The sequence below is a fragment of the Enterobacter sp. E1 genome, from assembly GCF_016809815.1.
GTDB lineage: Bacteria > Pseudomonadota > Gammaproteobacteria > Enterobacterales > Enterobacteriaceae > Enterobacter > Enterobacter adelaidei.
The window spans coordinates 174,439-196,419 of sequence record NZ_JAFBJM010000004.1 but is presented as its reverse complement, the minus strand read 5'-3'; the positions used below and the strand labels follow the sequence as shown (position 1 = coordinate 196,419).

Sequence of the window (21,981 nt, the reverse complement as noted above, 5' to 3'; positions counted from 1 at the left end):
TTATGCGGCACCTGAGCGTGCCGCCATGCATCGTAAGACAAGGAGTACACATGAGCGCGCTTTTTCTGGCCATACCTCTGACTATTTTCGTGCTGTTCGTTTTGCCGATTTGGTTATGGCTGCACTACAGCAATCGTTCTTCACGGGGCGAGCTTTCCCAGAATGAACAACAGCGTCTGGTACAGCTATCGGAACAGGCGAATAAAATGCGCGAACGCATTCAGGCACTGGAAGATATCCTGGATGCCGAGCATCCAAACTGGAGGGATCGTTAATGTCTGGACTGAATCTGAACAAAAAACTGTGGCGAATTCCGCAGCAGGGTATGGTGCGCGGCGTCTGCGCCGGGCTGGCCCATTATCTTGATGTTCCAGTGAAACTGGTCCGTGTCGTCACGGTATTGTCTATTTTCTTCGGCCTGGCGTTTATCACCTTGGTGGCGTACATCATTCTGTCATTTGTACTCGACCCGATGCCGGAAGGTGAACTGGCTGCGGAAGGTGCGCCAACCAGCAGCGATCTCCTGAATGCAGTGGACGATCAACTGGCCGCAGGTGAAAAGCGGTTGCGGGAAATGGAGCGCTATGTCACCTCGGATACCTTTACGCTGCGCAGTCGTTTTCGTCAGCTTTAAGAGAGAGCCTACATGAAGCAAAACTGGCAACAGGCCGGTCAGAAGGTCAAACCCGGCCTGAAAATCGCAGGTAAACTGGTCCTGCTGACGGCGTTACGTTACGGCCCGGCGGGTGTGGCGGGGTGGGCAATCAAATCTGTTGCCCGTAAGCCCGTCAGATTGTTGCTGGCCGTGGCGCTGGAGCCACTGCTGCAGAAACTGGCCGGACGTCTCGCAGGAAAATTTAAATAATAGTGGTATGGCATGCGCATCAGCGTGCCGTTTCACTGTACGGTTTTATTCCTTTCATGTAGCCCCCATGTCATATTTTTAAAAAGAGATAATCCTTCAGGCAAAAAGGACGGCGATGAAGCGACTTAAGAACGAATTCAATTCACTGGTGAACCGCGGTGTTGACCGTCATTTGCGTCTGGCGGTGACAGGTTTGAGCCGCAGTGGTAAGACGGCATTTATCACCGCGATGGTGAATCAGCTTCTTAACCTGCACGCCGGGGCACGCTTGCCTTTGCTTAGCGCCGTGCGGGAAGAGCGTCTGCTGGGCGTTAAGCGCGTACCTCAGCGCGATTTTGGCATTCCACGATTTACGTATGATGAAGGGCTGGCACAGCTTTATGGCGACCCACCCACGTGGCCGACGCCAACCCGAGGGGTAAGTGAAATTCGTCTTGCGTTACGCTTTCGTTCCAATGAATCCCTGATGCGCCACTTCAAAGATACCTCAACACTGTATCTTGAAATCGTCGATTATCCTGGCGAATGGCTGCTCGATTTACCCATGCTGGCGCAGGATTATCTTAGCTGGTCCCGTCAGATGACGAGTTTGTTACAGGGTCACCGCGCGGAGTGGTCAGCAAAATGGCGGCAATTGTGCGAAGGCTTAGATCCGCTCGCGCCTGCTGATGAAAACCGTCTGGCGGCTATCGCGGAAGCCTGGACGGCGTATCTGCATCAGTGCAAACAGGAAGGCCTGCATTTTATCCAGCCGGGGCGTTTTGTCCTGCCGGGCGATTTAGCCGGAGCGCCCGCGCTGCAGTTCTTCCCGTGGCCGGACGTGGATGGCACCGGAGAGTCAAAACTGGCTCAGGCCGACAAGCACACGAATGCCGGGATGCTGCGCGAGCGTTACAATTACTACTGTGAAAAGGTGGTCAAAGGTTTCTACAAAAACCACTTTTTACGTTTTGATCGTCAGATAGTGCTGGTGGATTGTCTTCAGCCGCTTAACAGCGGGCCACAGGCTTTCAACGATATGCGCCTCGCGCTGACACAGCTGATGCAGAGTTTTCACTATGGTCAGCGGACGTTATTTCGCCGCCTGTTCTCGCCGGTGATCGACAAGCTGCTGTTTGCGGCCACCAAAGCCGATCATGTTACGGTCGATCAACACACCAATATGGTGTCGCTGCTGCAACAACTGGTTCAGGATGCCTGGCAAAATGCCGCTTTCGAAGGGATCAGCATGGATTGCCTTGGGCTGGCGTCCGTGCAGGCGACGCAAAGTGGGCTGATAGACCTTAACGGCGAAAAAATACCGGCATTGCGCGGGAACCGTCTCAGCGACGGCGAGCCACTTACCGTTTATCCGGGTGAAGTGCCCGCGCGGCTTCCAGGCCAGGCGTTCTGGCAGAGCCAGGGCTTCCAGTTTGAAGCCTTCCGACCCCAGGCCATGAGCGTCGATCAACCGTTACCGCACATTCGTCTGGATGCGGCACTGGAGTTTTTGATTGGAGATAAATTGCGATGACGGAACCGTTAAAACCACGCATAGACTTTACCGGAACGCTTGAGCAAAAGAATCAGGAAGCGTTTAAAACGGCACAAACGTTCAGTGGTGCGCAGGCTGAAAACTTTGCCCCGGCGCTGACGGAGGAGCCTGATGTAGAGGAAGGCCAGGCGGAAGCTGTCGTTGAGGCTGCTTTACGCCCGAAACGCAGCCTGTGGCGTAAGATGGTCACCGCCGGTCTGGCGCTGTTTGGCGTAAGTGTGGTTGGGCAGGGCGTACAATGGACGATGAATGCCTGGCAAACCCAGGACTGGGTCGCGCTCGGCGGGTGTGCTGCGGGTGCCCTGATTGTGGGGGCGGGTATTGGGTCGGTTGTAACGGAGTGGCGTCGCCTCTGGCGTCTGCGGCAGCGCGCGCATGAGCGCGATGAAGCGCGGGATCTGCTTCACAGTCACGCTACCGGAAAAGGTCGCGCATTTTGTGAAAAGCTCGCCAGTCAGGCTGGAATTGATCAATCGCATCCGGCACTTCAGCGCTGGTATGCCGCCATCCATGAAACCCAGAATGACCGCGAAGTGGTCACGCTCTATTCTCATATGGTCCAGCCGGTGCTGGACGCCCAGGCGCGGCGCGAGATTAGCCGCTCTGCGGCGGAATCCACGTTGATGATTGCCGTTAGCCCGCTAGCGCTGGTCGATATGGCATTTATCGCCTGGCGTAACTTACGCCTGATTAACCGTATCGCGAATCTTTACGGCATCGAGTTGGGTTATTACAGCCGGCTCAGACTGTTTAAACTGGTTTTGCTCAATATCGCCTTTGCCGGTGCGAGTGAGCTGGTGCGCGAAGTGGGAATGGACTGGATGTCGCAGGATCTGGCGGCACGGCTCTCAGCCCGTGCTGCTCAGGGTATTGGGGCAGGTTTATTGACGGCGCGTTTAGGCATTAAAGCGATGGAAGTCTGTCGTCCGCTTCCCTGGATTGATGACGACAAGCCGCGGCTGGGGGATTTCAGGCGCGAGTTGATCGGTCAGCTCAAAGAAACGCTCAATAAAAAACCTGCCCCTTGAGGTTTTGTTCACTAATCGTGCTGGCTGTCAATATTTGTTGACAGCCATCTTCCGGATCACCGTGTTCTGACATATCATTTTACTGTTATTGGCTTAAAACGGTGAATTTCCCATGCGTCTTGAAGTCTTCTGTGAAGACCGTCTCGGTCTGACCCGCGAATTACTCGATCTTCTTGTTTTACGTAGCATTGATTTACGTGGCATTGAGATCGACCCTGTCGGGAAGATTTACCTCAATTTTGCCGAAATTGAATTTAATACCTTCAGTAGCCTGATGGCCGAAATCCGCCGTATCGCTGGCGTTACGGATGTACGTACTATCCCGTGGATGCCCTCTGAGCGTGAGCATCTGGCGCTGAGCGCGCTGCTGGAAGCGATGCCAGAGCCTTTTCTCTCTCTGGATTTGAAAAGCAAAGTAGAACGCGTTAACCACGCCAGCTGTCAGCTTTTTGCGCAGAGCCAGGACAAGCTCAGCAACCACAACGCCGCGCAGTTGATTCCCGGTTTTAACTTCCAGCGCTGGCTGGACAGCAACCCCCAGAACACACATAGCGAGCACGTTGTTATCAACGGACAGAATTTCCTGATGGAGATCACGCCGGTCTATCTGAAAGGGGAAAGCAATACCCGCGTGTTAACTGGTGCGGTGATCATGCTGCGATCAACGTTACGTATGGGACGTCAGTTGCAAAACCTCTCCAGTCAGGATGTAGGGGCATTCAGCCAGATTATTGCCGTCAGCCCGAAAATGCGTCATGTGATTGACCAGGCCCGTAAGCTCGCGAGTTTGACTGCGCCGCTGCTGATTACCGGCGATACCGGCACCGGGAAAGACCTGCTCGCTCACGCCGTACACCTGGCGAGCCCGCGCGCTGCAAAACCGTATCTGGCGCTTAACTGCGCCTCCATCCCTGAAGATGCCGTCGAAAGCGAGTTATTCGGTCACGCCCCGGAAGGCAAGAAAGGGTTCTTCGAACAGGCGAACGGTGGTTCGGTGCTGCTGGATGAGATCGGCGAAATGTCGCCACGTATGCAGGCTAAGCTGCTGCGTTTCCTGAACGATGGTACGTTCCGCCGCGTGGGTGAGGATCATGAAGTGCATGTGGACGTGCGCGTCATTTGCGCCACCCAGAAAAACCTGGTGGAACTGGTGCAAAAGGGGATCTTCCGCGAGGATCTCTATTATCGCCTCAACGTCCTGACACTCAACATTCCACCGCTGCGCGATTGTCCGCAGGATATCATGCCATTAACGGAACTGTTCGTGGCTCGCTTTGCCGACGAGCAGGGGGTTCCCCGTCCTAAGCTGTCTGCCGATCTCGGCACGGTATTAATGCGCTATGGCTGGCCGGGCAATATTCGTCAGCTCAAAAACGCCGTTTACCGGGCTCTGACGCAGCTGGAAGGATATGAATTACGTCCGCAGGATATCCTGTTGCCTGATTACGACGCCGGGTCAGTATCTGTCGGTGAAGAGGCGATGGAAGGTTCACTGGATGAGATCACCAGCCGTTTCGAGCGTTCAGTGCTGACACAGCTTTATCGCAGCTATCCAAGCACCCGCAAGCTGGCGAAACGCCTTGGTGTCTCGCATACCGCGATAGCGAATAAGCTGCGTGAGTATGGTTTAAATCATAAGAAGGGCGACGAATAACAAAAAGCCTCTGTAAAGAGGCTTTTTTCTTTTCGCTTATTCCTTCGCAAGAGGCGTGGTTACGATTTCTGTTTTGGTGTCTCCCTGAATCGACGCAATTCTGTTTTCCACATCTTTCACCTGTTGCGGGTTGTGAAGCAGGGTATAGGTCAAATCAAACTGCGTGCTGGCTCCTGGCTGCAGCTGCTTAACGCGTTTCTGCTCGCGTTCGATGGTGACGGGGTACGCGTAGCTGGTACCTGGCTCAATGCCTGTCACATAACCCTGTTTCAGCGTGTCGGTGTTTTTCCAGAGAGTCAGCACGGGCAACTGGCGAGTATCAAACTGAATTGACGCACCTTTATCACCGGCTTTATTGATCACCGCTGCAAGCGTTTCGTGGTTATTATCCGCGAGCGGTTTGATATTAAAGACCATCTCATCAAAGCCTTTTGTTGGCCCTGCATAAGTCTGCCAGTCGTTAACACCGGCTTTGGCGTAATCATTGAATGGGCTCACGCTTACCGCCGGGGCAAGGAATCGCGCGCCTTCTTCGAGGATCGGTGTTCCAAAGTTACTGTGATAGATGATTTGATAATCATGAGGGTAATCAGCATGGTTAGTCAGAACATCATGCAGGCTGAACTGGTTGCTTCCAGGAACGTAACGCAGTTCGGTCATGGTCTGCAGATCGGCTTTCTTGAACGTACTCTCTTTGATTAAACCGCGAATGCGAATCTCATGTGGGGCAGCATCAGCAACTTCCACTTCCACCTGCGAGGCAGGCGTATTACCCGCCTTACCGTGAAGGGTATAGATTTGTCCATCAGCGGTGACCGGATGGCCTGTCCACTCATAGCCACATCGCACCATCATCTCATTGAAACCTTCCAGCCAGCCGAGCCCGTTTCGACTTTCCAGATTAATATAGGCCGGGTTCACGACCTCTTTAACTGGGGAATTCCACCCGAGTTTGGTACCAAACCCTTCGACGTGCAGGAGATCCATGCCACGAGTCGGGCTTAACGCAATTGTCAGTCCATTTTTACTGCTGATGATGATGACTTTACTGCCTTCCTGTTTACCCCCGTGTAAGACTTTTTGCTCAATGCTGAACGTTTGATCTTTAACGTTCAGCTCATCGCTGGAAATCTTCCAGTTCCCTTTCTCCACGCTGCTTTCAGCACTTGTCAGCACCCAGGTTTTAGCCGCAACTTGGCCAGAGATCAGTACTGCGAGTATCGTAAACGCCAGTTTGATTTTCATTTTCATTCCTTTTTGCTGAAACGATTATTTGATTTCGTAAGAAAATCTAAAGGTTTAACAAAAATGGAAATGTGATGTGCTTCACCAGGCATGAAAATATGAATTTTGGGGAATGGTTATGAGATATAGATCGCTATATTGTTAAATATTGCGAATGGTTTTGCACAATTAATGTGAATTATGGCAATAATAGCTTTAACGATTCAGCTTTGAGGAAATAAAAAACCCCGCCATCGCGAGGTTTAGAAAGTACTGTATAGATTGCTAAGCAATTATTATGCTTTCAGCACGTCCAGCGCAGCAGTGTAATCCGGTTCGGTGGTGATTTCGTTAACCAGTTCGCTGAATACGACATTGTCATTTTCATCAATAACCAGTACAGCGCGTGCTGCCAGGCCTTTCAGCGGGCCTTCCGCGATGCTGACGCCGTATTTTTCCAGGAAATCCTGGCTGCGCAGAGTGGAGAGGGTGATAACGTTGCTCAGGCCTTCGGCACCGCAGAAACGAGACTGGGCAAACGGCAGGTCAGCGGAAATGCACAGCACAACCGTGTTGTCCATTTCAGTCGCCAGCTGGTTGAACTTACGTACGGATGCAGCACAAACACCGGTATCAATGCTTGGGAAAATGTTCAGCACTTTGCGTTTACCCGCAAACTGAGCCAGTGTGACGTCAGACAGATCTTTAGCCACCAGAGTAAAAGCCTGAGCTTTGCTGCCAGCCTGCGGAATGGAACCTGCAACAGCAACCGGGTTGCCCTGGAAATGAACGAGTTGTGACATAGATATCTTCCTGTTTACATATAGTTAACGTCGGGGCTAGTGTATGCCATCAGCGGATAACACGGCAAACCAAATTTTTCGCCTTTCCGGGCCGCAAGGAGTCAGTGATGAGAAGCGTTAAAGTCTATGAAGAAGCCTGGCCATTGCATAGCCCATTTGTCATCTCCCGCGGCAGCCGAAGTGAGGCCGGTGTGGTGGTGGTTGAAATTGAAGAAGAGGGGTTTAAAGGTACGGGAGAATGCACGCCATACCCACGCTATGGAGAAAGTGCTGCGTCAGTGATGGCGGCTATCATGACCCTGGTACCCGATCTGCAAAAAGGGCTCTCGCGCGAAGCATTACAGCAGCGTTTACCTGCAGGAGCGGCACGTAACGCTATTGATTGCGCGTTCTGGAATCTTGAAGCCGCTAAACAGCAAAAATCCCTGACATCGTTGCTGGGGGTGGCCTTGCCGCAATCGGTCGTTACGGCGCAAACCGTTGTTATTGGTGAGCCGGAACAGATGGCTGCCAGCGCAAAATTGCTTTTTGATGCAGGGGCCACCCTGTTAAAGGTGAAGCTCGACGATCGTCTGATTAGCGAAAGAATGGTTGCCATTCGCGCGGCAGTGCCGTCGGCCACACTGATTGTTGACGCCAACGAATCATGGCATCCCGAAGGGCTTGCCGCGCGATGTCAGCTGCTGGCTGACCTGGGCGTGGCGATGCTGGAACAACCTCTACCCGCAAAGGATGATGCGGCGCTGAAGAATTTTATCCATCCGTTGCCTGTGTGCGCGGATGAAAGCTGTCATACCCGCGAGAGTCTGAGCGGGCTACAGGGCAGCTATGAGATGATCAACATTAAGCTCGACAAAACCGGTGGGCTAACGGAAGCGCTGGCCCTGGCGGCTCAGGCCCGGTCGGAGGGTTTTTCCGTGATGCTGGGATGCATGCTTTGTACATCCCGGGCGATCAATGCGGCACTCCCGCTGGTCAATCAGGCCAGTTTTGCTGACCTGGATGGCCCGACATGGCTGGCGGTTGACGTTTCACCGGCGCTTAATTTTACCAGCGGCGTGCTTCATCTTTGAGGCTGCCAGCGCAGAAGTTCCACCATCGCTTTTAAGTATTTTTCGCTGGCTTCATCGGATGAGATTGCCGGGAATTCAGCGGTGATACACGGTAAGCTCAAATCGGCGCACCAGCTTCCGAATGAGCCGGGCGTTTCATAGCCAACGCTGGTAACCAGCGGCAGGGCGAAAGCCTCTGCCAGCCATGCGCCCAGTTCGGTGTGACGTGGATCTTCAATACAGGCCAGCGGATCGTGGAAGGAGACAATCCAGGCGGGGTGGATCTTATGGATAAGCTGGCACAACGCTTGTGTTTCAGGCTCCGAACCCGGGGTGTCTCCCGTCAGCAGGACCACATCCCGCTCTTCGGCGGCGCTGTTCCAGCGATAAACCGTTTCCCCGGCATGCCAGTTTGCTGCCGGGAAATTACGGTTTAAGTCGACTCCTCTCGCATTCGCGCGTAATCCAAGCTGACATCCATCCGGATTCACCGCCAGAATGACGTGATGACGCCGCAGTTTGGGCGTCAGTGTTCTCAGTGCACATGAGAGCGTGACGATAGAGGAATTTTCATCGCCATGCGTGCCGGCAATGACCAGACCGCTATTGCGATCGGCATCGGGGGCAGGGAACCAGATCAGCGATGCGCCTAAAAATGAGCGGCCATATTGCTCAGCGCCCGGCGGAAAGGCGCCTCGTTCCGCTCTTGGTCGGGTGATTGCCATACGAAATCCTGATAAAGAAGTCTCTACAGGCAGTGTTGTGCAAAATTCGCTGTTAATCAAATAGTTTCCTTATCGGTTGAGAATTGCCGCAAATCACTTTTCCGGGCGAAGGTATTTGCATTTCTCTTTTTCGAAACAAATAATTACGCATCTGCTTGTTATCTGAATTCATTAAAGGGGATCGTATGAAGCATCCTGTCTCGCGTCTTTGTGCTGCACTATGTCTGTGCGGACTCTCAACACTCTCGTACGCTGCTGATGTGCCACAGGGCACGGTACTGGCGCAACAACAGGAGCTGGTCAGACATATTAAAGATGAGCCTGCCTCGCTCGATCCGGCAAAAGCGGTGGGGTTGCCAGAGATTCAGGTGATTCGCGATCTCTTCGAAGGACTGGTTAATCAGAATGAGAAAGGGGAATTAACTCCCGGGGTAGCGACGCGCTGGCAGAGTAACGATAACCGTATCTGGACGTTCACCCTGCGTGATAACGCCAGGTGGTCTGACGGTTCCCCGGTCACCGCGAAGGATTTTGTCTACAGCTGGCAGCGTCTGGTCGACCCGAAAACCACGTCTCCGTTTGCCTGGTTTGCCGCACTGGCAGGTATCAACAACGCGCAAGCGATTATTGATGGTAAAGCGGCACCTGATACGCTGGGCGTGACGGCGGTCGATGACAGAACGTTACGCGTTCAACTGGACAAACCGCTGCCGTGGTTTAGCAACCTGACGGCAAGCTTTGCGTTCTATCCGGTGCAAAAAGCCAACGTTGAAAGTGGTAAGGAATGGACGCGTCCAGGAGCTCTGGTTGGAAATGGCGCATACGTTCTTAACGACCGCGTGGTAAATGAAAAACTGGTTGTCGTTCCAAATACGCATTACTGGGACAATGCAAAAACTGTCCTGCAAAAAGTGACGTTCATTCCAATCAATCAGGAGTCGTCTGCCACCAAACGCTATCTGGCGGGAGATATTGATATTACCGAATCGTTCCCGAAAAACATGTATCAGAAACTCCTGAAGGATATTCCGGGGCAAGTTTATACCCCGCCTCAACTGGGTACCTATTATTACGCGTTTAACACGCAAAAAGGTCCGACAGCGGATGCCCGCGTTCGTCTGGCGCTGAGTATGACCATCGATCGCCGCATTATGGCGGAAAAGGTATTAGGGACCGGTGAGAAGCCAGCATGGCATTTTACCCCAGACGTGACGGCGGGCTTTACCCCAGAGTCTTCACCGTTTGAGCAGATGTCACAGCAGGAGCTGAATGCTCAGGCAAAAACCTTGCTGCAGGCTGCGGGTTACGGTCCTCAGCGCCCGCTGAAATTGAACCTGCTGTATAACACATCCGAAAACCACCAGAAAATCGCCATTGCGGTGGCGTCCATGTGGAAGAAAAATCTTGGTGTGGATGTCAAACTGCAAAACCAGGAGTGGAAAACCTACATTGATAGCCGCAACACCGGCAATTTTGACGTAATCCGCGCCTCATGGGTCGGTGATTACAACGAACCCTCGACGTTCCTGTCGCTGCTGACGTCAACTCATACCGGTAATATTTCGCGTTTTAACGATCCGGCTTACGATAAAATTGTTCACCAGGCGACGCTGGAAACGACGGCGAAAGCGCGTAACGCAGACTACAACATGGCGGAGAAAATCCTCATGGAGAAAGCCCCCATTGCGCCAATTTACCAGTACACCAATGGTCGCCTGATTAAGCCCTGGGTGAAAGGGTATCCTATCAATAACCCGGAAGACGTGGCGTATAGCCGTACGATGTATATTGAGAAGCACTGACGTATAGCCATCACCTAAGCGAAACTGGCGCTAAGCTGCGCCAGTTTTTACTTACCGCACTATTCTAACAATGCATTAAATTTTGCCAGCCACTGGGGATGTGCAGGCCAGGCGGGAGCAGTAACCAGATTGCCGTCCACATGTGCCTGATCGATGCCAATATTCGCGTAGTGTCCGCCGCTGAGACGGACTTCAGGGGCACAGGCCGGGTAGGCGCTACAGGTACGTCCTTTCAGAATGCCTGCGGCAGCAAGCAATTGCGGGCCGTGACACACGGCGGCAATCGGTTTACGCGCGGCGTCGAATGCCTGTACCAGCTTCAGCACGTCATCATTTAACCGCAGATATTCGGGGGCTCTCCCGCCGGGGATAAGCAGTGCGTCGTAGTCCTGCTCTTTTACTGCGGAAAAGTCGGCATTGAGCGTAAAACGGTGACCGGGTTTCTCGCTATAGGTCTGGGCACCGTCAAAATCATGGATCGCCGTCATGACATAATCGCCCTTTGATTTATCGGGGCAGACAGCATCAACCTGGTGACCAATCATCTGTAAAGCCTGAAAGGGCACCATCGTTTCGTAATCTTCGGCGTAATCGCCAACCAGCATCAGGATCTTCTTGCTCATCATTCCTCACCTCTGCGAATAAAGATGATTAAGATATAGCCTGGTATGGCTGAAATGCCGGAAATAAAAAAAGCCCGTCAGAGAACGGGCAACATAAGCAAATGATTTAGTGATTCGTTATCAACGTTACTGGATGATAACGCCGCGTATTTTACGTGGCGTTAAGGGATTCAGGTAGCTAACAAATTCGGTAGGTGAAACAATAAATTAAACGTGTGTTATGGCGTATCGAAAGTGGGGTAGAGGCTGTTTTCCAGAAATTCTACCAGGTACCAGATTTCACCGCTAAAAATAAACCAGAAACCAAATATAATAAGGCTCAGAATAATTAAGGTGAGTATTATTTCTGTTTTACTCATTGAAGACGTTACCCACCGCTATTCGGTTTATACGAGGTGGGCATTGTAACGGGGCTTTCCTGGATACTCCAGTTTCACGCTGCAAGGACCTTGTTGCGTCCATCATTTTTGGCGCGATAAAGCGCATCGTCCACACGCTTAAACAGGTCATCAATACTCTCACCCGGGGTATGTCGCGCCACGCCAATGCTGACGGTAAACCGAGGTAAGCCCGGGATAGTGATGCGGGAAACAGCAGAGCGGATCGATTCGGCAATCAGCAAAGCGGTTTCGAGGGATGTACGCGGCAGCAGGATGACGAACTCTTCACCACCCCAGCGGAACACCAGATCATCTTTCCGGCCACAGGCTTCCAGCGTTCGGGAGAGGGCGATAAGTACTTCATCACCTTTCAGATGACCAAAGAGATCGTTAATGTTTTTAAAATGATCGGTATCCACTAGCAGCAGGCTAAATTGCTGTTGCGCGGGAAGATGATTCTGGCTGGTTTGATCGATAAGGGTGTAAAACTGCCGACGATTGAGCAGACCCGTCATGGCGTCACGCGAGGCAGCGTGTTCCAGCTCTTGCTCCAGCCTTTTTTGCTCGGTGATATCGTGGATGATGCACAGCATGAGCTTGTCACCGTAAATCTCAAGAGGCCCGGCATACGTCTGAACATGACGAGTGGAACCATCGGCAAGACGGTGAACAAAGTTGAGAGGTTTATGACCACCGGGCAGTGCGGCAATTTCGGTCATAATGGGTATAACATCTCTTCCAAGAGTATTTATTTCCCAGGTATGTTTACTGCACATTTCATCATGTGAATAACCATAAAAATTGAGTGCAGCCAGGTTTGCATCGACGATTTGGCCATCGCGGGCAGGATCGATTAACAGCATCGGTGCGCTGTTGGTCAGGAAAAAGCGTGCGTAAAACCCCTGTTTTTTGCGCCGGTAGGTTGCAGAACGGCTGGCTTTCAGCCCGGAGACGATTTGCGAAGAGATCCCTTCGAAAACAATCACATCACCATAGGGTGCGTAGTGGGCCAGCGAGAGTCGACAGCTCAGTGGAGCATCTTGTCCATCCCGCTTAATGGTCCAGATTTCGACGATCTCCTGCTCCGTTTTGAGTTCAGAAACGTACATCGACAGCACAGTTTGCGCACTCGCGGAATAAATTCCTTTGCGTAAATCATTCAGTGTTTTGTCACCCATTACCTGAGCTGCGGCCACATTTGCAAAAATGATCTGTTCCGAAACAGCTGAAATAAGCCACACGGGTGTTTTAATTACATTCAGCGCATCAAAACCATTTTGCGACATAGGTATTTCCTGTTCATCGGCACATTGTGCCTGACAATCATGATCGGATTGACTCGTGTGTACTCTTTTGAAACATACTCTACTTAAACTCGTCAGGCATGATTTTTTTGTGAAATAAATACGTGTTCTGAATGAATTTTACCAATTGGTATAATTTGTTTGTCTGAGTTCTTCTGCAACAGCAGCCACGGCACCTGTTCGGCAGGTAAAGGACGGGAAAAAAGGAACCCCTGCAGATAATCGCAGCCGAGGCTGGTCAGTACCGCTTGCTGCTCTTCTGTTTCGATCCCTTCTGCAACCACATTCATCTCCATGGTCCGCGCAATGTTGATAATGGTTTCCACCAGCTTGCGGCTTTTTTCATTTTCCAGCATCGACATCACAAAACTTTTATCAATTTTGAGCTCTTTTGCCGGAAGAACGCTCAACATCAGCAGGTTTGAATAGCCAGTCCCGAAATCATCAATCGAGACGGTGATCCCCGCTTGAGTAAACGCATTGAGTAACTCGATACTGCGGTCGAGATTTTTAAGCGCGGTACTCTCAGTCACCTCGAGGATCAGCCGGGAAGGAGACAGGTTATATTTTTCCAGCATCGACGATACGATATAGAAGATGTCTGGCTGTTCGAACTGAACAGGGGATAAGTTGAATGACAACGTCCACTGGCTAAAACCTTGTTCAGTCCAGAAATGAAGCTGTCGGCATGCTGCTTCAATTGCCCAGTTGCCAACCGGAATAATTAAACCTGTTTGTTCCAGCGAGGGTAAGAACAGATTAGGCAGCAACACCCCTTGCTCAGGATGGCGCCAGCGGAGAAGCGCTTCAAAACCGTGAATCGTTTTCTCTTCGGCATGCCAGGTTGGTTGGTACCAAAGTTCAAACTGATCGCGTTCAAGTGCCTGGGTGAGTTCCTGTAAAAAGCCAGGTTTAGCCGGAACCGCCGTCGACATTTCAGTCCGGTAAATAGCCCAGCCATTACGGCCATCCTCTTTAACGTGATGTAAAGCCGCATCCGCCTTCAGTTTAAGTTCATGCAACGTTTCTCCATCCTGTGGGTAGAGGCTAACCCCCGCGCTGACGGTTGTACTTAATGTGTGTCCACAGATTGAAAGAGGACGACGCATATCCCCGAGTAACGTAGCGAGCAGCGCATTGAGTTTGTCGTCGTCGCATTCTGGAACCAGTAAGATAAAGGCATCCCCTCCTAGTCTGGCCAGGGTCATCTCACGCGTGAGTCGGGCCGTGATGCGTTGTGCAAGCGTGATTAACAACTCATCACCGACATTGTGACCCCAGGTATCGTTGACGCGTTTGAAGTGATCGACATTCAGGAAAATCACGGCAAATTGCTTGTTGCTGAGCAACGCGCTGCGCAGACAGTCCTGCATGCGAATATCCATCTGGTGGCGGTTGGCGAGCCCAGTGAGTGCATCAAAGCGAGCCTGTAGCTCTAACTGGCGGTTGAGTTGTCGAAGATTTTCCGTCAGGCGATTGGTGCGCCAGTGAGAATCTACAAGCGAGATAATAAGCATTACGCCGAGCAGGGTGAGCGTAGTGACCGAAACCCAGATAGACAATCCCAGCTCGCTGATCCCACCGGGGAGGGTATGTGACATTTCATGAAAATGCGCGGCACTCATACCGGTATAGTGCATCGCACAGATGGCGGCGCCCATAATAAAGGCTGCAAGAATGCGACTGACAAAAACCCCTTTGTGAATATCGCGCAGTCGGAAAGCCAGCCACAGGGCAACGCCGGAAGCAACAACGGCAATCAGCACAGATAAACCCACAATACGCCGATCCCAGACGATGCTGCCGTCCAGCATCAATGCGGCCATACCGATGTAGTGCATAGACACCACGCCCGCACTCAGGATCACCGTGGCGAAGAACAGTCGAAAGGGAGAAAGTTTTTTGCCGGTGACGGCAATATTAATGGCCACGGACGACGCAACAACTGCCGCACCAAGAGACGCAAGTGTTAACCAAAGGTCGTAGCTCATCATCATTGGCATTTGCATCGACAGCATGCCGATGAAGTGCATTGACCAAATCCCGATGCCCAGCGTGACGCCTCCGGCAATGCGCCAGAACATTGCCGCCTTGCGGCTGGAAAGGGGGATTTTCCCGGCACTGTCCAGAGCGACAAAGGAGGCGATAAAAGCCACCAGATAAGAGATGGCGATGAGTACAGGGTCCCACGATATATTGAGCATTATGCAATCCCACTCCTGAGAGGGCTACCGATTTCGCCTGCCGGGCACATCTCTATCTGGCAACGAACATGCGCATTAAACAATATTAGTTATTTATCGTGAAAAATGGCCAGTCATATTAAAACTCTAAAAATAGTAAGGGATATAAAATATATTCCATTTATTAATCTATTTAGCATTGCTAAACAAACAGGAATAACTATAGCAAAGCTCCTTAAATATGAGGGTAAAAACAACCTCTCACCGCAGGGGATGGTATCGCTTAACGTGGCAGGAGACCAGTATCGCAGCATGCCACGCAGAACATTTTTACTAATACACTCTTTTTAACTGACTTAAGCTAAATCTCAGGCAGCTAACGGTAAAACAAAAAACCGACGGTGTTTGTGAGGACAAAGTTCAGAGCCGATGCTATAAGTCTAAATGCCGACCAAAATATAAAACGTGGGTATAATCATGCTAAGAAATATTAGTGTCAGAACCTTCATTGTCTGGTTCCTTTTTTGTCTTTTTTTGGTTAATGCAGGTGTTGTTGTTCTATTTTCCAGCAATGTCTCGCTTTTCGTTTCACTTAATTTATTAAATTTCGTTGCGCTATTTTTACTTTGGGGCTACATGACAAAGTATCTTGTGACACCGATCAATACTGTGAAAAAAAGTATTGAAGAAGTGACCGCAGGCAATCTTGGCGTATCTATTCCTGAGTTTGGTAATAACTGTGCAGGCAGATTAATCCCCGGGATTAATAGCCTCTCCAGCAACATTGCCACGCTTGTCCGGGAGATCAGGGCATCGTCGCAAACCGCCATGACGTTATCGGATCAACTCTCTTCCCGAAGTGCGCAGCTCTCGGTGAAAACGGAGCAACAGTCTGCATCTCTGGTGCAAACTGCGGCCAGCATGGAACAGATGGCCGCGAGCACTAAAAATAATGCCGATAACACCCGGCTGGCGAGCGAACAGGCGAATGTGGCGACGTTACAGGCTCGCAAGGGAGGAGAGCTGATGGGGCAGGTCGCGACTAATATGCAATCCATTACCGAATGCGCACAGCAGATGACAGAAATCATCTCGCTCATCGATGGTATTGCGTTCCAGACGAATATTCTGGCGCTTAATGCGGCCGTCGAGGCGGCGAGGGCGGGAGATCATGGAAAAGGCTTCTCGGTGGTTGCGGAAGAGGTAAGAAACCTCGCACACCGCAGCGCGGAGGCCGCGAAAAATATCAAAGCGCTGATTGAAGTCACCAGCACTAACGTCACTCAGGGTGTCACCGTTGTGTCTCAGGCAGAAAAGAATATGCATGAGATCGTGGCGGGGTCGGGAAAAGTTAGCCGGTTGATGGACGAGATTTCCACGTCCACATCAGAGCAGGAGAAAGGCATTTCTCAGATCACTCTGGCGTTGTCCGAGCTTGAACGGGTCACGCAAAGCAATGTGGCGATGGCTGAGGAACTCAATGGTTCATCTGATGTGTTGCGTAATCAGGTGATTGAACTGCAGACGCGCACACGTAACTTCCGGCTTAATAATAGCGATGAGGCAGACATCACGTTCTCATCACATGCGGGCAATTTGTCGTTCCACCCGCGACCCGGTCACTCCCTGTGACGGAACAAAAAAGCCTGGTACGCCGGGCTTTTTTTATGCTTCTACCCAGCGATTACGTCCCTGCAGCTTCGCCATATACAGGGCTTTATCCGCACAGCCAATGACCGATTGGGGCGATTGCCCCTGTGTCCAGAGCGTTAATCCCTGACTCACCGTTACGTGAGGATTGACTGGGGAGAGGGCGTGCGCGAATGCCTGGCTTTCCAGCATGCGGGAAATGCGTTCAGCAGTTGATCGCACCGTGCTGACATCGGCCTCGGGGAGTAATACCATAAACTCTTCGCCACCCACCCGGCCTACAATGCCTTCGTTTTCACGGCTCGCAGATTCAAGTACACCCGCAATCATGATCAGACAGCGATCCCCTTGTTGATGCCCGTAATGGTCGTTGTAGAGTTTAAAATGATCGACATCCAGCATAATCAATCCAAATCCTTTCCCATCCTGCTGATGGCTGGCAATTTCCTGATCCATACGCGCTTCAAAACTTCGACGGTTGGCTAACCCGGTCAGCGGATCTTTGCTGGCGAGCAGACCTAGCTGATGAATAAGATCGGCGTTTTCTTGTTCACGTTGCAGCGCAAGAATAAACCAGCGGTTAAGGATCCGTCTCCCGGATTCAATTAAGCCTGCCAGTAAGACCCATTGCAGCGCGCTCAGGACGGTGAGCTGAGTGGGGTGAAACAGTGTGGTAACCAGAATGGTCACCCACACAGGGATGATAAAACTTAATAGCACTCTGGGGTCGAAATAGAGGGAAATGAGCGACGCAAACAGTAGGAGTGCAGCGAACGGGAAGATGATCCGAATATCTTCACTGGTGATTAATACGTAAAAGCACGTCGCCCAGCAGAGGCTTAATCCGACAACAACGCCTCTGGCCAGGCTTCTGAGCCAGGGAGCGTTTTGCAGCGGTGCCATTCGCAGTATAAAGAGTACGCCTGCCGAGAGGGTAAGAATGATAACCACCATGCCTTCCATCAATCCTGCTGGATGAAGGGAAGGTGTTAACACCCCAATTGGAGCAAAATAACGTCTCCCCAGGATGAACAGCGAAAACAATATGTTCACCCACAGGAACCAGGTCATGCTGGTTTTTATCGCGATTGCGCGCATTTCTGCAAGGCGCAAATCGAATGCGACGCAGTTCTTTTTTATGGTCACGCACTTACCCCAGCATATTTTTAGATCAATCTAGCAGCATTTCTTTAACTCTAATGATTTGCCTGCGACTGTCTACAGGAACCTGTTGCAATACGCTCAATTCCTGAGCGATTTCAGCGCGATGCCGCATATAGTTGTTGCTTAACCCCTGATGAAAGCTAGACTGACATCGAAAGAGCTTAAAAGGCGGAGGCGCAGTGGAGAGCATTAAAGGATCTGAACTTAACGTTCCTGACGCAGTTTTTGCGTGGGTGCTGGATGGGCGCGGCGGTGCCCGACCGCTGGAGGATAGCGATGTCATTGATAACGAGCATCCTTGCTGGCTACACCTGAACTACACCCATCCGGACAGCGCTGACTGGCTGGCTTCGACGCCGCTCTTGCCTAACAATGTGCGCGATGCGCTGGCGGGAGAAAGCCTGCGACCTCGCGTGAGCAGAATGGGAGACGGAACGTTGATTACCCTGCGCTGCATTAATGGCAGCACGGATGAACGTCCCGATCAGCTGGTTGCGATGCGCGTCTATATGGATGATGGTCTGATTGTTTCCACCCGTCAGCGTAAAGTCCTGGCGCTGGATGACATTGTTAACGATCTGAAAGAAGGTACCGGGCCGATCGACTGTGGCAGTTGGCTGGTGGACGTCTGCGACGCCCTTACCGATCATGCGAGCGAGTTTATCGAAGAACTGCACGATAAAATCATCGACCTGGAAGATAACTTGCTCGATCAGCAGATTCCACCGCGTGGATTTCTGGCGTTATTGCGTAAGCAGTTGATCGTTATGCGTCGTTATATGACGCCCCAGCGTGACGTATATGCCCGTCTGGCAAGCGAAAGACTGACCTGGATGAATGACGATCAGCGACGCAGAATGCAGGATATCGCCGACCGGCTGGGCCGCGGGCTGGACGAAATTGATTCCTGTATCGCCAGAACGGCAGTGATGGCAGACGAAATCGCCCAGGTGATGCAGGAATCCCTGGCGAGAAGAACCTATACAATGTCCCTGATGGCGATGGTATTTTTGCCCAGCACGTTTCTGACCGGCTTGTTTGGTGTGAACCTGGGGGGAATTCCGGGGAATGCCTATCGCTACGGCTTTACCGCTTTTTGCGTCATGTTAGTTGTTGTGATTGGTGGTGTTGCATGGTGGTTACATCGCAGTAAATGGCTGTAAATTTACGTTTTTTTCACGTTTTACGCGGTTCAAAACGCTCTTTTAATTGAGCGAAGTCAATAAACATCTACCCCGTAAGGTGCAATATTACTCCCGCAGGTGAATGCAACGTCAAGCGATGGGCGTTGCGCTCCATATTGTCTTACTTCCTTTTTTGAATTACTGCATAGCACAATTGATTCGTACGACGCCGACTTCATAGTCGGCTTTTTTTTGCCTCCTGTTTCCCAGCGTCTACCCTAAGAAGAGTACGCCTAAACCTGGAGGGAAATATGAGCATGCCATTGTTACAGTCCATTCCGACCGGCCCAACCCCCAACGATCCCGTACCGATGCCCGATCCCATCCCGCGTCCTCAGCCGATGCCCGACCCGCCGCCAGATGAAGAACCGATTAAAATGTCGCATCAAACCGCGAGATCTGCGAGGATACGCGCCATCTGACTGCGAAGATGACCACGAGAGATTATTGTGACTGCTTTTTCTACCCTGAATGTTCTGCCCGCCGCCCAACTCGACAACCTCAACGAGTTGGGTTACCTCACGATGACGCCGGTTCAGGCGGCGGCACTGCCCGCTATTCTTGAGGGCCGTGATGTACGCGTACAGGCGAAAACGGGCAGTGGGAAAACGGCGGCATTCGGTCTTGGCCTGTTGCAACATATTGATGCCGCGATGTTTCAGACCCAGTCTCTGGTGTTATGTCCCACCCGTGAACTGGCAGACCAGGTCGCGGGTGAACTGCGTCGCCTTGCGCGTTTCCTGCCAAATACCAAAATTTTAACCCTCTGCGGCGGACAGCCTTTCGGTGCACAGCGTGATTCGCTCCAGCATGCGCCGCACATTATTGTCGCGACGCCAGGTCGCCTGCTGGACCACCTGCAAAAAGGCACCGTTTCGCTGGATGCGTTACAAACGCTGGTGATGGATGAGGCAGACAGGATGCTGGATATGGGCTTCAGCGATGCGATTGACGAGGTGATCCGTTTTGCACCATCCGATCGCCAGACGCTGTTGTTCTCTGCCACATGGCCGGAAGCCATCGCCGCCATCAGCGGCCGCGTGCAGAAAAATCCGCTTACTATTGAAATCGACAGTATTGACGCCCTGCCAGCCATTGAACAGCAGTTCTTTGAAACTTCGCAGCAGGGAAAAATCCCTCTCCTGCAGAAATTGCTGAGCCAGCATCAGCCTGCATCCTGCGTGGTGTTCTGTAATACCAAAAAAGACTGCCAGTCGGTCTGCGATGCGCTAAATGCGGCGGGGCAGAGTGCATTGTCGCTGCATGGCGATCTGGAGCAGCGCGATCGCGATCAGACGCTGGTCCGTTTTGCCAACGGCAGCGCCCGTGTACTGGTTGCGACCGACGTGGCGGCGCGGGGTCTGGATATCAAATCGCTTGAGCTGGTGGTGAACTATGAGCTGGCGTGGGATCCTGAAGTCCACGTCCATCGTATCGGCCGTACGGCGCGAGCAGGAAACAGCGGCCTTGCGATCAGCTTCTGTGCGCCGGAAGAGGCGCAACGCGCCAATATTCTCTCAGAAATGCTGCAGATTAAGCTGAACTGGATGACCCCACCAGCCGGTGTCAGCCACGTACCGCTGGAGGCTGAAATGGCGACGCTGTGCATTGATGGCGGTAAAAAAGCCAAGATGCGTCCAGGTGATGTATTAGGTGCGCTGACCGGAGATGTGGGTCTGGATGGGGCGGATATCGGTAAGATTGCAGTGCATCCGTCACATGTTTATGTGGCGGTTCGCCAGGCGGTTGCTCATAAGGCCTGGAAACAGCTGCAAAACGGGAAAATTAAAGGGAAAACCTGCCGCGTTCGTCTGCTGAAGTAAAGGATATAGCGTCTCAGAATCTCTTTCTGAGACGCTATCATTTTATTTCACTTCGAGTACGTTCAGACGCAGTTCTTCGAACTGATTGTCATCTTCTTCTGGCTGCCAGCCAGCAGGCTGCATAGGGATCTCTTCCCGATCAAACGCCAGATCGCCGCCATTCACCACGTCTGATTCGTGGTTGATACCTTTGAAGTCGAACAGCTCAACATCCGCAAGGTGGGACGGCACAACGTTTTGCATCGCGCTGAACATGGTTTCGATGCGACCCGGATAACGTTTGTCCCAGTCACGCAGCATGTCGCCAATCACCTGGCGCTGCAGGTTAGGCTGAGAGCCACAGAGGTTACATGGAATAATCGGGAATTCTTTGGCCTGAGAGAAACGCTCAATATCCTTCTCGCGGCAGTAGGCAAGAGGGCGGATGACAATGTGCTTGCCGTCATCGCTCATCAGTTTTGGTGGCATGCCTTTCATCTTGCCGCCGTAGAACATGTTCAGGAACAGTGTCTGCAGGATATCGTCGCGGTGATGGCCCAGCGCAATTTTGGTTGCGCCCAGTTCCGTTGCGGTGCGATACAGAATGCCGCGGCGCAGACGGGAGCAGAGAGAGCAGGTGGTTTTCCCTTCCGGGATCTTCTCTTTCACAATACCGTAGGTGTTTTCTTCAACGATTTTGTACTCAACGCCCAGCTTCTCCAGATATTCCGGCAGAATGTGCTCCGGGAAGCCCGGCTGTTTCTGGTCAAGGTTGACCGCCACCAGGGAAAACTTCACCGGCGCGCTTTGCTGAAGATTACGCAGGATCTCCAGCATGGTGTAGCTGTCTTTACCCCCTGACAGGCAAACCATAATACGGTCACCGTCTTCAATCATGTTGAAGTCTGCAATGGCCTCGCCCACGTTACGGCGTAGTCGCTTTTGCAGTTTGTTCAGGTTGTATTGCTCTTTCTTTGTATTTGCTTGATTTTCTTGCATGTATT

Annotated in this window: 21 protein-coding genes; 12 read left to right on the top strand and 9 right to left on the bottom strand. The window is 51.8% G+C overall.

Translation table 11 applies throughout. From position 1 onward, the window contains the following. The first annotated feature begins 50 nt into the window (after positions 1-50). From pspB to tyrR, 6 genes are all read left to right on the top strand, one after another. Positions 51-275 carry an envelope stress response membrane protein PspB gene (pspB, locus tag JGF26_RS12690; RefSeq protein WP_028018824.1) on the top strand — a complete coding sequence of 75 codons (225 nt, stop codon included), beginning with the start codon at positions 51-53 and terminating at the stop codon, positions 273-275. Continuing rightward, positions 275-634 carry an envelope stress response membrane protein PspC gene (gene pspC / locus JGF26_RS12685; protein WP_028018825.1) on the top strand — a complete coding sequence of 120 codons (360 nt, stop codon included), beginning with the start codon at positions 275-277 and terminating at the stop codon, positions 632-634. Before pspB ends, pspC begins: the two co-directional genes overlap by 1 nt. A gap of 12 nt (positions 635-646) precedes the next feature. After that, positions 647-865 carry a phage shock protein PspD gene (gene pspD / locus JGF26_RS12680; RefSeq protein ID WP_028018826.1) on the top strand — a complete coding sequence of 73 codons (219 nt, stop codon included), beginning with the start codon at positions 647-649 and terminating at the stop codon, positions 863-865. 115 nt (positions 866-980) lie between these two features. Next, positions 981-2,378, top strand: a complete 1,398-nt coding sequence (locus tag JGF26_RS12675; RefSeq protein ID WP_134708132.1) for a YcjX family protein — start codon at positions 981-983, stop codon at positions 2,376-2,378. After that, complete coding sequence (locus JGF26_RS12670; RefSeq protein ID WP_028018828.1) at positions 2,375-3,427, top strand: YcjF family protein; 1,053 nt, start codon at positions 2,375-2,377, stop codon at positions 3,425-3,427. The genes JGF26_RS12675 and JGF26_RS12670 overlap by 4 nt, the downstream gene beginning before the upstream one ends. A gap of 112 nt (positions 3,428-3,539) precedes the next feature. Further along, on the top strand, positions 3,540-5,081 hold the full coding sequence (gene tyrR, locus JGF26_RS12665) for a transcriptional regulator TyrR (protein ID WP_049006928.1): 1,542 nt from the start codon (positions 3,540-3,542) through the stop codon (positions 5,079-5,081). A 36-nt stretch (positions 5,082-5,117) separates the two neighbouring features. Here tyrR and JGF26_RS12660 read toward each other — a convergent pair whose 3' ends face one another. Then, on the bottom strand, positions 5,118-6,326 hold the full coding sequence (locus JGF26_RS12660; RefSeq protein ID WP_134708133.1) for an aldose 1-epimerase family protein: 1,209 nt from the start codon (positions 6,324-6,326) through the stop codon (positions 5,118-5,120). Positions 6,327-6,601: 275 nt separating this feature from the next. Further along, on the bottom strand, positions 6,602-7,108 hold the full coding sequence (tpx, locus tag JGF26_RS12655; protein ID WP_049006931.1) for a thiol peroxidase: 507 nt from the start codon (positions 7,106-7,108) through the stop codon (positions 6,602-6,604). 107 nt (positions 7,109-7,215) lie between these two features. Here tpx and ycjG point away from each other — a divergent pair, with 107 nt between their 5' ends. Then, positions 7,216-8,181, top strand: a complete 966-nt coding sequence (gene ycjG, locus JGF26_RS12650) for an L-Ala-D/L-Glu epimerase (RefSeq protein ID WP_134708134.1) — start codon at positions 7,216-7,218, stop codon at positions 8,179-8,181. Here the strand turns inward: ycjG and mpaA are convergent. Then, positions 8,172-8,885: a murein tripeptide amidase MpaA gene (gene mpaA, locus JGF26_RS12645; protein ID WP_028018833.1), complete on the bottom strand. Its 714-nt coding sequence runs from the start codon at positions 8,883-8,885 to the stop codon at positions 8,172-8,174. The two genes, ycjG and mpaA, sit on opposite strands and share 10 nt — an antisense overlap. Before the next feature lie 185 nt (positions 8,886-9,070). Here mpaA and JGF26_RS12640 point away from each other — a divergent pair, with 185 nt between their 5' ends. Beyond that, on the top strand, positions 9,071-10,687 hold the full coding sequence (locus JGF26_RS12640) for a peptide ABC transporter substrate-binding protein (protein ID WP_129323459.1): 1,617 nt from the start codon (positions 9,071-9,073) through the stop codon (positions 10,685-10,687). Positions 10,688-10,746: 59 nt separating this feature from the next. Here the strand turns inward: JGF26_RS12640 and JGF26_RS12635 are convergent, their stop codons facing one another. The 4 genes from JGF26_RS12635 to JGF26_RS12620 all read right to left on the bottom strand — a co-directional run bounded on the left by JGF26_RS12635 (position 10,747) and on the right by JGF26_RS12620 (position 15,198). Beyond that, positions 10,747-11,310, bottom strand: a complete 564-nt coding sequence (locus tag JGF26_RS12635) for a DJ-1/PfpI family protein (protein ID WP_028018835.1) — start codon at positions 11,308-11,310, stop codon at positions 10,747-10,749. A 218-nt stretch (positions 11,311-11,528) separates the two neighbouring features. Next, on the bottom strand, positions 11,529-11,669 hold the full coding sequence (locus JGF26_RS12630; protein WP_049006936.1) for an Ecr family regulatory small membrane protein: 141 nt from the start codon (positions 11,667-11,669) through the stop codon (positions 11,529-11,531). A gap of 74 nt (positions 11,670-11,743) precedes the next feature. After that, positions 11,744-12,976 carry a sensor domain-containing diguanylate cyclase gene (locus JGF26_RS12625; protein ID WP_128347597.1) on the bottom strand — a complete coding sequence of 411 codons (1,233 nt, stop codon included), beginning with the start codon at positions 12,974-12,976 and terminating at the stop codon, positions 11,744-11,746. Between the two features lie 92 nt (positions 12,977-13,068). Beyond that, on the bottom strand, positions 13,069-15,198 hold the full coding sequence (locus JGF26_RS12620; RefSeq protein WP_028018837.1) for an EAL domain-containing protein: 2,130 nt from the start codon (positions 15,196-15,198) through the stop codon (positions 13,069-13,071). Between the two features lie 456 nt (positions 15,199-15,654). Between JGF26_RS12620 and JGF26_RS12615 the strand changes: the two genes are divergently transcribed. Next, complete coding sequence (locus JGF26_RS12615; protein WP_134708135.1) at positions 15,655-16,809, top strand: methyl-accepting chemotaxis protein; 1,155 nt, start codon at positions 15,655-15,657, stop codon at positions 16,807-16,809. 33 nt (positions 16,810-16,842) lie between these two features. On the opposite strand, the gene JGF26_RS12610 is transcribed toward JGF26_RS12615, so the two are convergent. Beyond that, positions 16,843-17,973, bottom strand: a complete 1,131-nt coding sequence (locus tag JGF26_RS12610; protein WP_134708136.1) for a membrane-associated sensor domain-containing protein — start codon at positions 17,971-17,973, stop codon at positions 16,843-16,845. 197 nt (positions 17,974-18,170) lie between these two features. Between JGF26_RS12610 and zntB the strand changes: the two genes are divergently transcribed. From zntB to dbpA, 3 genes are all read left to right on the top strand, one after another. Continuing rightward, a complete protein-coding gene (gene zntB, locus JGF26_RS12605; RefSeq protein ID WP_049006940.1) occupies positions 18,171-19,154 on the top strand; it encodes a zinc transporter ZntB in 984 nt (327 codons plus the stop codon). Positions 19,155-19,426: 272 nt separating this feature from the next. After that, positions 19,427-19,597 (top strand): hypothetical protein, encoded by a 171-nt coding sequence (locus JGF26_RS12600; RefSeq protein ID WP_154231563.1) that lies wholly within the window; start codon positions 19,427-19,429, stop codon positions 19,595-19,597. A 27-nt stretch (positions 19,598-19,624) separates the two neighbouring features. Continuing rightward, on the top strand, positions 19,625-20,998 hold the full coding sequence (gene dbpA / locus JGF26_RS12595) for an ATP-dependent RNA helicase DbpA (RefSeq protein ID WP_134708137.1): 1,374 nt from the start codon (positions 19,625-19,627) through the stop codon (positions 20,996-20,998). 42 nt (positions 20,999-21,040) lie between these two features. On the opposite strand, the gene ttcA is transcribed toward dbpA, so the two are convergent. Then, positions 21,041-21,976 (bottom strand): tRNA 2-thiocytidine(32) synthetase TtcA, encoded by a 936-nt coding sequence (ttcA, locus tag JGF26_RS12590; RefSeq protein ID WP_028018842.1) that lies wholly within the window; start codon positions 21,974-21,976, stop codon positions 21,041-21,043. Positions 21,977-21,981 lie beyond the last annotated feature (5 nt).